Source organism: Galactobacter valiniphilus, from assembly GCF_003575975.1.
Classification (GTDB): Bacteria; Actinomycetota; Actinomycetes; order Actinomycetales; family Micrococcaceae; genus Galactobacter; species Galactobacter valiniphilus.
Genome location: NZ_QQXK01000003.1, coordinates 109630 through 122776 on the forward strand (window position 1 = coordinate 109630; position 13147 = coordinate 122776).

Here is a 13147-nt window from a genome sequence, read left to right on the forward strand (position 1 = left end):
GGGACGCGGGGCCCTCGGTGTCTTCTGGGGTACGACGGCGCGTGGGGCCCGGCGCGCCGTGGCGTCACCTCGGCGCGGGGGAGGGCTGGTCAGCGCCGCTTCTCTATCGGCCGTAGAATTGAGCTGTGTTGAAGACCGCCCTGAAGCCCAAGTGGATCGCCACGCTCGTGGGCGCCTTGCTCGCCGCCACCGCCTTCGTGTGGCTCAGCCAGTGGCAATTCGGGGAATCCAAAACCGTCACGGCGGACACGAGTGGCACCACCGAGCACGCCGTCCCGCTGACCGAACACTTCCAGCCCGGCCGCGATATGTACGTCGCCGACGCCGACCAGATCGTCACGGCCACGGGACACTTTGTTGAGGGCAGCGCCTTCCTCGTCTCCGGGCGCCTGCAGGACGGCAAGGAGGGCTACTGGGTGGCGGCGGCCTTCGAGCCAGACGGCGCTCCCGGCAAGAACGTCATCCCCGTGGTGCGCGGCTGGCAGGCCGAGGCGGACGCCCCGGCGGCGCTGCCCACGGGCGAGGTCTCGCTCGAGGGGCGCCTGCTTCCCTCCGAATCGCCCACGGGCACCCGCGAGGTCGCCAACGGCCCCTACGCCGAGATCTCGGCCGCCTGGATGGCCAACGCCTGGGACCGCGACAGCTACGACGGCTTCATCGTCGCCTTCAAGGCCACCTCCGGCGGCAACGATGCCGGCGCAGCCTCCGCCGGCCTCGAGCAGATCTGGGTGGGCCCGCAGCCCTCCGGCACCACTGTCAACTGGCTCAACATCTTCTACGGCGTCGAGTGGGTCGTCTTCGCCGGCTTCGCCTTCTTCATCTGGTGGCGTCTTGTGAAGGACGACTACCAGCGCGACGAGGAGTACGAGCTCGAGCTCGCGGCCTGGCGCCAGCGCCAGGCGGCCCGCGAGGCCCTCGCCGCCAGCGGCGGCGACGGCGCCCCCGGCGCCGAGGGGCAGGCAGGCGACGCCGAGGCGGCGTCGCCCACCCAGCCCGGCCCCGCGCCGTCGGGCCCCGGCCACTGAGCAAGCGGCCACAGAACACCCAGCACCTGAACTAGAGCAACACCCAAGGACAAGGACTCTCCAGTCATGAGCGAGCAGGACCAGACCGTCCCGAAGCCGCTGCCCGCGGCCGAGGATGACCCGATGCCGGAGCGCAAGCGCACCTTCGCCGGCACCCGGACGCAGATCAAGACGGCCGCGACCTTCTACAAGGTGGCGTCCTACATCACGGGCATCATGCTGCTGCTGCTCGTCGTGGAGATGATCCTCAAGTACGGCTTCAAGCTCGTGGCCTACGCGGGCGGCACCCACCTGGATGGTGCAGCCAACGTCTTCACGCTCGCGCAGGAGGGGCAGGTCATCGGCGGCGTCAACGTGTCCATCGCCATCCTCATCGCCCACGGCTGGCTGTACGTCGTCTACCTGCTGGCAGTGTTCATCCTCTGGTCGCGCATGCGCTGGAGCCTCGGCCAGTTCATCGCGATCGCGCTCGGAGGCGTGGTGCCCTTCCTCTCCTTCATCATGGAGGCCAAGGTGCACAAGCAAGTGCAGCTGGACCTCGCCGCCAACCCGGACGCGGTGCGGCGCTACTGATCCCGGCGGCCGGGCCCGGTGGCCCGGCTCACCCCACGCAACCCGCCCGCCTCTCTCTCCGTTAGGCTTGACCCGTGACTTCCACCCCCATCGCTCCCGAGCAGCGGCCCGTGCTCGTGGTCGACTACGGCGCCCAGTACGCCCAGTTGATCGCGCGCCGCGTCCGTGAGGCTCACATCTACTCCGAGATCGTCCCGCACACGGCGAGCACCGAGCAGATCCTGGCCAAGAATCCGGCCGCGATCATCCTCTCCGGTGGCCCGTCGTCCGTGTACGCGGACGGCGCCCCGTCCGTGGGGGCCGACCTGTTCCAGGCCGGCGTGCCCGTGCTGGGCATTTGCTACGGCTTCCAGGCCATGGCCAACGCCCTCGGCGGCACGGTCGCCAAGACCGGCCTGCGCGAGTACGGCCACACCCCGGTCAACGCGACCGAGGCCACGAGCTGCCTGTTCGACGGCGTGCCCGCCGAGCAGGTCGCGTGGATGAGCCACGGCGACTCGGTCTCCGAGGCTCCCGCCGGCTTCACCGTGCTTGCCACCTCCGCCGGCGCCCCCGTTGCAGCCTTCGCGAACGAGGACGCCAAGCTCTACGGCGTGCAGTGGCACCCCGAGGTGAATCACTCCGAGTTCGGCCAGAAGGTCCTGACCAACTTCCTCTACGAGGGTGCCGGTCTGAAGCCCGACTGGACGCCCGGCAACATCGTCGAGGAACAGGTCGCCCGCATCCGCGAGCAGGTCGGCTCCAAGCGCGCCATCTGCGCGCTCTCCGGCGGCGTCGACTCCGCCGTGGCCGCCGCCCTCGTGCAGCGCGCCATCGGCGAGCAGCTCACCTGCGTCTACGTTGACCACGGCCTCATGCGCCAGAACGAGTCCGTCGAGATCGAGAAGGCCTTCGGCGCCTCGACCGGCGGCGCCAAGCTCATGGTCGTGCACGCCGAGGACATCTTCCTGGAGAAGCTGGCCGGCGTCACCGACCCCGAGGCCAAGCGCAAGATCATCGGCGAGCAGTTCATCCGCACCTTCGAGCGTGCGCAGGCCGAAATCATCGCCGCCTCCGAGGGCGAGGACGTCGCGTTCCTGGTGCAGGGCACCCTGTACCCCGACGTCGTCGAGTCCGGCGGCGGCGAGGGCACGGCCAACATCAAGAGCCACCACAACGTGGGCGGCCTCCCCGACGACATCGAGTTCGAGCTCGTGGAGCCGCTGCGCGCGCTCTTCAAGGACGAGGTCCGTGCCGTGGGCACCGAGCTCGGCCTGCCCGACGAGATCGTGCACCGCCAGCCCTTCCCGGGCCCGGGCCTCGGCATCCGCATCATCGGCGAGGTCACGCGCGAGCGCCTCGACCTGCTGCGCGAGGCCGACGCGATCGCCCGCGCCGAGCTGACCGCCGCCGGCCTGGACCGCGAGGTCTGGCAGATGCCGGTCGTGCTCCTGGCGGACGTGCGCTCCGTGGGCGTGCAGGGCGACGGTCGCACCTACGGTCACCCCGTGGTGCTGCGCCCGGTGTCCTCCGAGGACGCCATGACGGCCGACTGGTCGCGCCTGCCCTACGATCTGCTCTCCAAGATCTCCAACCGCATCACCAACGAGGTGGATGGCATCAACCGCGTGGTACTGGACGTTACGTCTAAGCCGCCGGGAACCATCGAGTGGGAGTGATCTGATCACGGCCCCGCCGCACCGCCTCGCATCGCGAGCGGAGCGGCGGGGCCGAACGCCTTTTCGGCGTGTGAAGCGGAGCCTCACCCTCCCGCGCGCGCCGGTGAACTACGGTGAGTAACGAGGCAGGCACCCCGGAGCCCTGCCCCGGGAAGGTAAGAGGACTTTCGTGAGCGCACAGCCGAACCAGGATGCCCGTTTTGGCGCGTGGTTGCAGTCCCTCGGGTCCGGCAGCGGGACCGATACGCTCCTGCACTTCGTTCCCTCCGAGCGCAACAGCGTCGAGCTGACGCACGCGCACCCCTCCGGGCTGGCCCAGTTGCTGGCCGGGCGCCGCACGCGCCTGTCGACGCTGCTGCGCGATCCAGTCCAGTACTCCCAGGCCCGCCGCACGGCCCGCGCCATCGGCGCGCGCATCGAGGATGTCGCGGCCCAGCGCGGTATCGAGGTGGGCTACCTCGCCTCCGGCCTGGTCACGTGGCGCACGCTGCGCCAGGGCGGCAACGACTTCTACTCGGCCCCCGTCATGCTGGGGCACGTCTCGCTCGAGCGCCGCGACGGCGTGGACGACGAGGAGCTGCAGATCGCCGAGCGCAGCACGCCGAACCCGGCCCTGCTGCGCCACCTGCGCCACGCCTTCGGCATCAGCATCGACGCCACCACCCTGAGCGACGCCGCGTACGTCACGGCGCGCTTCGATCCCTCCGCGCCCCTGCAGGTGCTGCGCGAGGCGTTGCGCGACATCCCCGGCCTCGTCGTGGCCGATCGCCTCGTGGTCTCGACCTTCGCCGATGTGGCCGATCCGGCCGATCCCGGCGTGGTGTCCCCGCAGCATCCGGTGGTTGCCGCGCTCATGGACGCCGTGGGCGACGACACCGTGCACACCTCGCGCCACTCCCGCCTTGCAGCGCGCAACGCGGCGAAGGCGGCCAAAGCCGAGCCGGCCGAGGCCGCCGAGGCCGCCGCGGGTGAGGAGCACGACGACGCCGCCGCTGGCGGCGGGGAGCAGGGCGCCTCCGCGGGGGAAGCCTCCGTCGAGGCCCCCGGCGCCGCTGGCGTGGCCTCCGACGACGCCGCCGCTGCCGAGCCGGCCGAGGCGGCGGGCGAGGAGACGGCGGAAGCCGACGCACCGTCGTCGGGCACCGAGGAAACTCCCCGCATCCTGGCTCCCGGCGAGCCGGATCCCGCCGACGCTGCCGCCGAGGCGGCCCAGGGCGCCGCCGAGCGCGCGGCGCTCGCGGCCCAGTCGCCCACGCTGCGCGACGACGTCACGACGCCCGGCTCCGACGAGCGCGACCCGGCCGACGAGCTGCTGGTGCTCGACGCCGACGAGGAGGCCTACGCGGCCCTCGACCTCGTCTCCCGCGGCCGCTCGCTCACGCTGAGCGCGCCCCCCGGGACGGGCGGGACCACCTTTGCCGTCAACGCCGCCGTGCGCCTGGCCGCCCAGGGCAAGCGCGTGCTCGTGGTGGCGGAGCGCGAGCAATCGGTCACCGACTTCATCGCCCAGCTCGGCTTGCGCGGGCTCGACACGCTGGCCCTGCCGCTGCGCCGCGACGTCGACGCCGAGGAGCTGCGCCGCCGCCTCGTGGAGGCCGTGCTGCGCAACGAGCAGGCCTCCGAGCCGCACCCCCGCACGAACGAATCGCTCCTGCGCGATCGCCGCGTCTCCCTCCTGGAGCACGTGCGCTCGCTGCGCAGCGTACGCCCGCGCTGGAACGCCTCGCCCCTGCAGGCCATGCAGGAGCTCGCCCGCGTGACCTCGCGCGTGCCCGCCCCCTCCACCACGGTGCGCCTCAAGCGCTCCGTGCTCGACGCCATGCCCGAGCGCGGCCCCGTGGCCACCCAGCTCATGCGCGCGGCCGAGCTGGGCGCCTTCGACGACGCGACGCGCACGAGCCCGTGGTTCGGCGCGCGCCTGAGCCACCGCGGCCAGGCCGAGAGCGCCCTCGAACTGGTGCGCTCGCTGGCCAAGGACGTGCCGCCCCTGCGCGCCAAGCTCGAGGCCACCGCCAAGGCAACGCGCATCAAGCCCGTGCGCACCTTTGAACAGTGGGGGAAGACCCTGCGCCTGCTCGTGGACGTGCGCCACAGCCTGGATCACTTCGAGCCAGACATCTTCGACAAGGCCGTGGACGACCTCATCGCCGCGACCGCCTCGCCTGCCTGGCGCAAGGACCGCGGTATCGAGATGAGCTCCATGACGCGCTCGCGCCTGCGCCGCGTGGCCAAGGAGTACGTGCGCCCCGGCGTGCACATCGAGGACCTGCACACGGCCCTGACCCAGGTGCAGACCCAGCGCAAGGCGTGGGAGGTGCTCGCGACCGATCGCCGCTACCCCACGGTGCCGAGCGGCCTCGAGGCCGTCCTGGCGACCTTCCGCGAGGTGTCAGCGCGGCTGGAGAAGCTCGAGGCCGTGCTCCCCGCCCCGGTCGAGGAGGGGCGCACCCTGCGCGGCCTGCCCGCAGCGGAGCTCGAGTCGACGCTCGAGCGGCTCGTCGCAGCCGAGGCCGATCTCGAGGTGCTGCCCGAGCGCACGCTGCTGCTGCAGACGCTGCGCGAACAGGGTCTCGGCGAGCTGCTCCAGGACTTCGAACGCCGCGGCGTGCTGCGCGAGCTCATCCCGAGCGAGCTGGACCAGGCCTGGTGGCAGTCGGTCCTCGAGGCCATGGTCTCCGGCGACGACTACCTCGCCCTGCAGGACGGCCGCGTGCTCGGCCGCGCCCAGCGCGAGTTCGCCCAGGCCGACGCCAAGCACATCGCGAGCGGCGCGGAGGCCGTGAAGCACCGCCTGGCCGAGCGCTGGCGCGGAGCCCTGGCCGATCACCGCGTGGCGGCACGCGATCTGCGCGCGCTCCTCAAGATCGGCGACCCGACCGTGGCGCAGTTCGCCGCGATCTCGCCCGATCTGACGGGCGCGCTCGTGCCGATCTGGATCGGTGCTCCGCTCTTCCTACCCTCCGCGCTGCCGCGCTGGAGCCGCTTCGACGCGACGATCCTGCTGGACGCCGAGTCGCTCTCGCTCGTCTCCGCCCTGGGCGCCGTGGGCCGCTCGGACCAGGTCATCGCGATCGGTGACCCCGGCTCCGGCGCCCCGCGCCCGCTCAACGTCACGGTGGACCCGGGCGAGGCCTCCCAGGCCCGCCGCGTTCCCCTGAGCGCCTACGAGGCGCTCGCCAAGGTGACGCCGCGCCGCTCGCTGACCCGCGTGCACCGCCCGCTCGACGAGCGGCTGGTGCAGGCCCTGTCCTCGCACTACGACGGTGAGCTCAACGCGCATCCGGATCCGCGCACGGGGGAGCGCCGCGCGGCCGTGCTGCACGTCCCCGAGGGCGTCTCCACCGCCGGGCAGGCGGCCGCCGAGAGCACGCAGGCCGAGGTCGACGCCGTCGTGGAGCTCGTCTTCGCGCAGCTGGCCGAGCACCCCGAGCGCTCGCTCGCTGTCGTGGCCGGCAATGCGCATCACGCCAGGGCCGTGGCCCGCGGCATCGGTGCCGCGCTGCGCGCGCACCCCGAGGCCGAGCCAGCCTTCAAGCGCGGCTACGAGCCCTTCGTGGTGACGAGCGCCGAGCGCCTGCAGGGCCTGCGCCGCGACGCCGTCATCTTCACGCTCGGGTACGGGCGCACGGTGCACGGCCGTCCGGTGCACGACTTCGGTCAGCTCGGCACGCCGCAGGGCGCGCGCGCCGTCGCGGCCGCGCTGCTCTCGGGCCGCGAGTGGGTCAGGATCGTGTCCGCGCTCTCGCCGTCCGAGCTGGATTCGGGGCGCCTGCGGCACGGCTCCGCGCTGCTCGTGACCGCCATGCGCGCGCTGCAGCAGGGCGGCCAGGACCCGGCCGGGGCCGAGCTGAGCGATCCGCTCATGCGCGACCTGGCCGAGCGGCTCAAGGTCTGGGGCCTGCAGGTGAGCGAGGCCCCGTACGAGGGCATCGACCTGGCCGTGTTTGGCCCCGAGGGTGGGGACCGCCCGCCCGTGGCGGTCATCAGCGACGCCGGGGACGACTACGCCTCGGCCACGGTGCGCCAGCGTTCGCGGATTCTGCCGCTGGAGCTCGTGCGCCGCGGCTGGAACCCCATCCAGGTCTGGACGATCGACGTCTTCTCCGATCCCGCCGCCGTGGCCAGGCACATCGCCGCCGCGCTGGGCCTGCAGACCCCGCGCGGGCGCCACGACGCCTCGGCCCAGGTGGGCAAGGCGGCCGGTGCCGCGGGAGGTCAGTCTTCAGACGCCCCCGCAGAGGCCGCCGAGCGCGGGCGCCGGGCCGGGGTGTGAGCGCTTCGCAGGTCACCCCCGGGGCACCGCCCCCGGGGGAGCGGACAGCGCCCCAGGCAGACGCGACCCCAGCGAACCAGACGCCGTCGAACCCTGCGCCGCGCCGAGGACCCCGCGCGCGCCGCGCGGCGGTCCAGCCGCCCACGCGCCTCGCGGGCGAGGGCGCCCACGGTGTGGTCGAGGGCTGGGAGGCCGGCTCCTCGCTCGAAGACGCCGAGGCAGCGACTCTGCGCGCCGCCGAGGAGCTGCGGCAACGCCGAGAGGCCGAGGCCGCCGCCCGCGGGGCCCGGCCCGGCGCCACGGAGCCCGGCACCGGCTTGCCCCAACGCGCGGAGACCGAGTCCGAGGCGGCCTGGGGCGATCCCGATGCAGCCGCCGAGGATCGGGCCCGCGCCGCCTGGATCCGTTCGCAGCGCCCGCCGCACTGGGGTTGAGCCCCCTGCGCTAGCGCGTCAGCACGAGGCTCACCGCGCCGTGCTGCGGGGCCGAGGAGAGCTCGGCGGCGAGCGAGCGGGGAACCGCCAAGACCACGGTGGCCCCCGAGGCCCGGTCGGTGCTCAGCCAGCCTTGCTCGCCCTGTGCGCCCGCCTCGCACCACAGCACCCGGGCGTCCTCCGCGAGCACCCGCGAGCTGGGGGCCTCCCCGTCCCGCGGGATCGAGAGCACCACATCCACCCGGTCCCCGCTGGAGATGAGTCGCGCGGCGGCGGCGTCGTCCCAGCTCAGCGGGACGGCGACCTCGCCCGGCCCCAGCGAGCGCAGGAGCCCCGAGCCCGTGAGCGCCCCCTCGTGCAGGGGGAGGCCCGCCGGCCACGGGACGGCGAGCGTGCGGCCCACGACGCTGGCCTCGATCCAGCCGGACGAGACACCCGACGCGGCAGTCTCCGCCGTGTCGTCGCTCGCGCCAGGCGGGCCGGTCCCGGGGAACTGGGCGTGCAGCGGAAAGCTCACGCGCCGCACCTCGTCGGCCCCGAGCGTGTGCCCGGCCGCCTGGGGTGTGGTGAGCACCCACGCCTCCCGCGTGGGGACCTGCGCGGGAGCCACGGCCCGCAGCCCGGCCCACACGGCAACGAAGACGCACAGCGCGCTGAGCCAGCGCCGGTGCCTGGCCCACCACTCGCCGGGCGTGCGGCGCGGGGACGGGAGCCGGGTGCCGCGAGCGGGGGAGCGGCGTGCGCCGCGTGCTGTGCGGGCACGCCGCCGTAAGGGGGAGGGGTGGGGCCGGAAGCGGCCGGCGAGCTGACTCATCCACCCAGCCTGCGCCCGCGCCGCCGCGCCCGCAGACGACAACGGCCCGTCCGTGGAGGGACGGGCCGTGTGAGGGAAGGGTGGGTTACTCGGACGAGCCGGAGGAACCCGAGGAGCGGGAATCGGTGCGGTAGAAGCCCGAGCCCTTGAAGGTCACGCCCACGGTGCCGAACTTCTTGCGCAGGTGGCCCTGGCACTCCGGGCAGACCGTCAGGCTCGCCTCGGAAAAGTCCTGGAAGATATCGAAGTGGCGCCCGCAGTCCTTGCAGGCGTACTCATACGTGGGCATGGAAGTTCCTTCTTCATGGGGTCGGCGGGGACCGGTGGGCGGTCGCCGCGCAGCGCCTGGCGGCGCGCTCCGCCGCCGATCTATCGTACGCGTGCCGCGCGCCCTCCCGCGAGGATCCGCGTCACAGCGGTCGGCGGCGCCTCAGACCGCGGACAGCCGGCGCAGCCCCTCCGGGGTCCACGCCGCGTCGAGCCGCGCGTCCCACGCCTCGGACGGCACGATGTCCAGCACCTCGTCGGAGCGCACACACGCCACGGTGGGCGTCGCCCGCCCCGCGAGGAAGCTGTCGTAGAAGCCGCCGCCCTGGCCCAGCCTGGTCCCGTCCGTGCCCACGGCGAGGGCAGGAACCACCACGAGGTCGATTCCCGCGGGGTCGGCCGGCTCGCCGCCCACGGGCTCGGGGACCGGAGCGAGGGCGCCCCTGGCCACCCGCAGCTCCGGGGTCCAGCGCACCCAGGCTAGGCGCCGGCCGGGGAGCGAGAGCGGCACGAGCACGTTCAGCCCGGCCGCATGCCACTGGGCCATCGCCGCCGTGGGATCCGGCTCGGACGCGGCCGGGAGATAGGCGGCCAGGCAGGCCGGCCGGCCCGGCGGCGCGGCGGCCAGCGCCCAGGCGGCCAGCTGCCCGGCCCACGCGGCCCAGCCGCGCCGCTCGGCCTCGCGTTGCCCGGGCTCCACGGCACGACGGCGCGCGCGGAGTGCGGAGCGCAGGGCCGCCTTGGCGGCGCCCGGCTCGCCTCCGACTCCCGAGGCGGCCGGGGCACCCGGCCGCGCCGCGCCGTCGGGCAGGGAAGACGCGCCGGTGGCGACCCCGGGGACGTGCTGCGGGGCCGGTGACTCGGGGGTGGGCTGCATGCCCACATCCTTGCATCCGCCGCCAGCGTGGGGGCGGCGGTTAGGGTGCAGTCATGTCCACGCCGCCTCGCGATCCACGCCCCGTGCTGAGCGGTGAGCGGGTGACCCTCTCGCCCCTGCGCGGGAGCGACAAGCGCGCCTTCAAGGCGCTGGTGGCGAGAAACCGCGACTGGCTCGCTCCCTTCGGCGCCTCCGACCCACACGCCGCGCCGGCTGCTGGGAGCTTTTCCGGCGCGCTGCGCGAGGCCAAGCGGGCCGCCAAGCAGGGCCGCAGTTGGGGCTGGGCGCTGCGCCTGGGCGCCCGCGCCGCCGCGCCGCAGGCACCCGCGGCGGTGCTGGGGCAGGTGAGCCTGCACTCGCTCACGGGCGGCGCGGCGCGGCAAGGGAGCATCGGTTACTGGATCGATCGGGGCTTCAGCGGCCGGGGCCTGGCCTCGGAGGCCGTGAGCGTGGTGCTCGACCACGGCTTCGGCGAGGCCGGATTGCACCGAGTCGAGGCGCTCGTGCACCCGGAGAACGCCCCGAGCCTGGCGCTGCTGCGCCGGCTCGGCTTCCGTGAGGAGGGCGTGCGCGAGAGGGCGCTGTGGGTGCGGGGGAACTGGTGCGATCACCTCGTGCTGGCCCTGACCGAGGAGGAATGGCCGCCCGGAGGAAGAAACTCCTTGGCCTGATTGCGTGACACGCGCCGTTTCTCACGGTTTCACGCTGCGGTTGCCGATAACTTGGGGACTCAACGGGTACCCCCGCCCGCAGCCCATCAGGAGGAGCCATGACGCAACCGCAAGGGACGTTCACCGTGCGCTGGGGCAAGCTCTCGCTTGCAGCGCTCGGCGCCCTCGCGACGCTGGCCGCACCGATCACGCTGGTGGTGGCCCTCGTGGGCCCGCTCAGCCTGTGGGTCCCGCTGATCGCCCTGGTCCTTGCCGCGCTGTGCGTGGCCGGACTGCGCGCCAGCGCCGTGCGCGACCGCCGCCGCAAGGCCTGGGACGAGGCGGCCGTCTCCGTTCCCGCCGCGCTCATCGAGTCCGCCGCCCAGGACGCCGCCGCCCGCGAGGCGCGCGAGACCGCGGAGCGCGAGCTCGCCGCGGCCCGCCTCGCCGATGAGCGTGCCGCCGAGCTGGAGCGCCGCCTGGCCGAGCGCCAGGACGCCCCCTTCGACATGCTGGCCGAGGAACCGGAGGACGAGGTTGTGGGCGCGGACGAGCCCGTCGTCGCGGCGCCGGTCGCCGAGGCCGCGCCGCAGCAGTGGACCCCGCGCGAGCTGCCGGCCCCGAGCTACGTTGGCGCCACGCCGGCCCAGCGTCCCGCCCCGGCGCCGCTGCCGCGCGAGGAGGCCAAGCGGGCCGAGGTCATCACGAGCATCCGCCAGGCCGAGGCCCAGCGCCTCGAGGCCGAGCGCACCCAGCGCGCCGAGCGACTGGATCTCGACGCCGTGCTGCAGCGCCGCCGCGCCTGATCCAGCACGATCGAAGAACGCCGCAGGCCGGACCCCCGTGGGGTCCGGCCTGCGGCGTTCTTGGCTCCGCTCAGTCCCTCGCGTCCGGCCCGGAGGGCAGCAGCGGCCCCGTGGTGCCGGGGTGGTGCCCGAAGATGAGCGTGGTCTCGGTGTGGGCCACCGAGGCATCCGTCGCGAGGTGGTCGAGCACCCAATTGCGCAGGGCGTCCGTCGAGGCGACGGCGATCCGCAGCAGGTAGTCGGTGCCGCCCGAGACATGGAACATCTCCACGACGTCCGGCAGGTCGGGGACGAAGCGCGTGAAGCGGTCGATCTCCTCGCGGTCGTGGGCGCGCAGCTTGACGGCGATGAGCGCCTGCACGGGGCGGCCGACGGCCGCGAGCGAGACGGTCGCGTGGTACCCCTCGATGACGCCGCGCTCCACGAGCGCCCGCGTGCGCACGAGCGCCGTGGACGGTGCCACGCCGACGCGCTCGGCCAGCGCGGCGTTGGAGATCCTGGCGTCCGCCACGAGGGCGTTGATGATGGCGCGATCGAGGGCGTCGAGCCCCGAGGAATCGCTCGTGTGAGTCATGCCCACATTTGACCACACGCCGCGCGCGAGGAGCCCGCGGCTGGGGTGCGCGCCGCCGCCCGGATACGCTCTAGGGGTGAAGTCACTGCCGTTCGTTTCCTCGCCGCTCACCCGCCAGCGCGGCCCCCGCGGGGCGCGCACGGCCGCGTCCGTCGCGCTCGGCGCCGCCCTGGCCCTCGGGCTGGGCGCCTGCACGCCCTCGTCTCCCGCGCCGCCCGTGACCAACGCGCCGGACACGACGAGCGGCGTCGTGCGGATCGCCGCCCTCGACGGCGACGCCGACGCGCTGCTGCAGGCGCGCGCCTCGGTCCAGGTGCTCAACGCCGCCGGCGTGAAGGCGCAGCTCACGGGCTCGCAGACCGTCAGCTCCCACGACGCCCGCGCGCAGCTGGCGGGCGGCAAGGTGGACCTGGTGTTCGGCGGCGCCGAGGAATGGCTCGTGTCGGCGACCGCCGCCGAGCGGGCTACCGCGAGCGGCTCGACGGCGCCCGCTTCCACCGGCGCGAGTCCCGGCTCCGCCGAGGCGTCAGGCGACGCCGAGGCCGACGCCACGGCCGGATCCACGCCGAGCGATCAGGGCTCGGCCACCGACGCCGTGCGCGCCACGCTGGACGAGGGCCTGGCCGTGGGCACGGCCGCCCTCGGGGAGCGGCGCCTCGCCGCCATCACCACCAAGTCCGTCGCCGCCCTGCACACGCTCGAATCGGTCGCGACCCTGCCCGCGTTCTGCCCCTCCGGCCGCCTCGCGGCGCCGCGGGACTGGGTGGGCGCCGCCGGCACCGCGTGGGAGTCGCGCTCCGGCTGCGCACCGCGCGAGACCACGGGTACCGCCGACACCACCGCGGCCCTCGAGCTCCTCGTGGGCGGCAAGGCGGAGCTGGCGATCGCGCGCTCCAACGACCCCCGCATCGTCGCGTGGGGACTGCGCTCCCTCCAGGATCCAGGCAACACCCTCGGCGCTGATCCGCTCCTCGGTGTGATCTCCTCCGATCGCGTGGGCAAGGACGCGCTGGAGAAGCTCAGCAAGCTCGCCTCCTCCCTCAGCGGCGAGAACTGGGACCAGCTGCAGCGCCTGCAGTCCGAGTCCGGGGTGAGCGACGCGGACCTCGCCGCGTGGCTCAGGGCCCGCTCGCTCGTGAGCGAGGCCGGCCCGTCCACGGCCCCGAGCGGCTCCTGAACGCGTCAGGGGAGTGAGT

At 74.1% G+C, this 13147-nt stretch carries 12 protein-coding genes; 8 read left to right on the top strand and 4 right to left on the bottom strand.

The window, feature by feature from the left end:
- The first annotated feature begins 125 nt into the window (after positions 1-125).
- The 5 genes from DWB68_RS02270 to DWB68_RS15905 all read left to right on the top strand — a co-directional run bounded on the left by DWB68_RS02270 (position 126) and on the right by DWB68_RS15905 (position 7963).
- The gene (locus DWB68_RS02270) at positions 126-1025 is read left to right on the top strand and encodes an SURF1 family protein (RefSeq protein ID WP_233548565.1); all 900 of its coding nucleotides are present in this window, start codon (positions 126-128) and stop codon (positions 1023-1025) included.
- Positions 1026-1091: 66 nt separating this feature from the next.
- A complete protein-coding gene (locus DWB68_RS02275) occupies positions 1092-1598 on the top strand; it encodes a DUF3817 domain-containing protein (RefSeq protein ID WP_407645633.1) in 507 nt (168 codons plus the stop codon).
- Between the two features lie 110 nt (positions 1599-1708).
- On the top strand, positions 1709-3256 hold the full coding sequence (guaA, locus tag DWB68_RS02280) for a glutamine-hydrolyzing GMP synthase (protein ID WP_119423577.1): 1548 nt from the start codon (positions 1709-1711) through the stop codon (positions 3254-3256).
- A 169-nt stretch (positions 3257-3425) separates the two neighbouring features.
- Positions 3426-7529 carry a DNA helicase gene (locus DWB68_RS02285; RefSeq protein WP_147391551.1) on the top strand — a complete coding sequence of 1368 codons (4104 nt, stop codon included), beginning with the start codon at positions 3426-3428 and terminating at the stop codon, positions 7527-7529.
- Complete coding sequence (locus DWB68_RS15905; protein ID WP_147391552.1) at positions 7526-7963, top strand: hypothetical protein; 438 nt, start codon at positions 7526-7528, stop codon at positions 7961-7963. Before DWB68_RS02285 ends, DWB68_RS15905 begins: the two co-directional genes overlap by 4 nt.
- A 10-nt stretch (positions 7964-7973) precedes the next feature.
- Here the strand turns inward: DWB68_RS15905 and cpaB are convergent, their stop codons facing one another.
- From cpaB to DWB68_RS02305, 3 genes are all read right to left on the bottom strand, one after another.
- Positions 7974-8777 (bottom strand): Flp pilus assembly protein CpaB, encoded by an 804-nt coding sequence (cpaB, locus tag DWB68_RS02295; RefSeq protein ID WP_119423523.1) that lies wholly within the window; start codon positions 8775-8777, stop codon positions 7974-7976.
- Between the two features lie 85 nt (positions 8778-8862).
- Entirely contained in the window at positions 8863-9066 is a 204-nt protein-coding gene (locus DWB68_RS02300; RefSeq protein ID WP_119423524.1) for an FmdB family zinc ribbon protein, read from the bottom strand.
- Positions 9067-9207: 141 nt separating this feature from the next.
- A complete protein-coding gene (locus DWB68_RS02305) occupies positions 9208-9921 on the bottom strand; it encodes a 5-formyltetrahydrofolate cyclo-ligase (RefSeq protein ID WP_119423525.1) in 714 nt (237 codons plus the stop codon).
- A gap of 53 nt (positions 9922-9974) precedes the next feature.
- Here DWB68_RS02305 and DWB68_RS02310 point away from each other — a divergent pair, with 53 nt between their 5' ends.
- Positions 9975-10592 (top strand): GNAT family N-acetyltransferase, encoded by a 618-nt coding sequence (locus tag DWB68_RS02310; protein WP_119423526.1) that lies wholly within the window; start codon positions 9975-9977, stop codon positions 10590-10592.
- A gap of 98 nt (positions 10593-10690) precedes the next feature.
- Complete coding sequence (locus tag DWB68_RS02315) at positions 10691-11377, top strand: dihydrolipoyllysine-residue succinyltransferase component of 2-oxoglutarate dehydrogenase complex (RefSeq protein ID WP_119423527.1); 687 nt, start codon at positions 10691-10693, stop codon at positions 11375-11377.
- A gap of 70 nt (positions 11378-11447) precedes the next feature.
- Here the strand turns inward: DWB68_RS02315 and DWB68_RS02320 are convergent, their stop codons facing one another.
- Positions 11448-11951 carry an Lrp/AsnC family transcriptional regulator gene (locus DWB68_RS02320; protein WP_119423528.1) on the bottom strand — a complete coding sequence of 168 codons (504 nt, stop codon included), beginning with the start codon at positions 11949-11951 and terminating at the stop codon, positions 11448-11450.
- 76 nt (positions 11952-12027) lie between these two features.
- Between DWB68_RS02320 and DWB68_RS02325 the strand changes: the two genes are divergently transcribed.
- Complete coding sequence (locus DWB68_RS02325) at positions 12028-13128, top strand: periplasmic substrate-binding domain-containing protein (protein WP_119423529.1); 1101 nt, start codon at positions 12028-12030, stop codon at positions 13126-13128.
- The last annotated feature ends 19 nt before the right edge of the window (positions 13129-13147 follow it).

Coding starts and splice junctions, on each gene's coding strand:
- DWB68_RS02320 (WP_119423528.1), bottom strand. CDS start 11,951: ATGACTCACACGAGCGATTCCTCGGGGCTCGACGCCCTCGATCGCGCC.
- DWB68_RS02305 (WP_119423525.1), bottom strand. CDS start 9,921: ATGCAGCCCACCCCCGAGTCACCGGCCCCGCAGCACGTCCCCGGGGTC.
- DWB68_RS02275 (WP_407645633.1), top strand. CDS start 1,092: ATGAGCGAGCAGGACCAGACCGTCCCGAAGCCGCTGCCCGCGGCCGAG.
- DWB68_RS02315 (WP_119423527.1), top strand. CDS start 10,691: ATGACGCAACCGCAAGGGACGTTCACCGTGCGCTGGGGCAAGCTCTCG.
- DWB68_RS02300 (WP_119423524.1), bottom strand. CDS start 9,066: ATGCCCACGTATGAGTACGCCTGCAAGGACTGCGGGCGCCACTTCGAT.
- DWB68_RS02310 (WP_119423526.1), top strand. CDS start 9,975: ATGTCCACGCCGCCTCGCGATCCACGCCCCGTGCTGAGCGGTGAGCGG.
- cpaB (WP_119423523.1), bottom strand. CDS start 8,777: ATGAGTCAGCTCGCCGGCCGCTTCCGGCCCCACCCCTCCCCCTTACGG.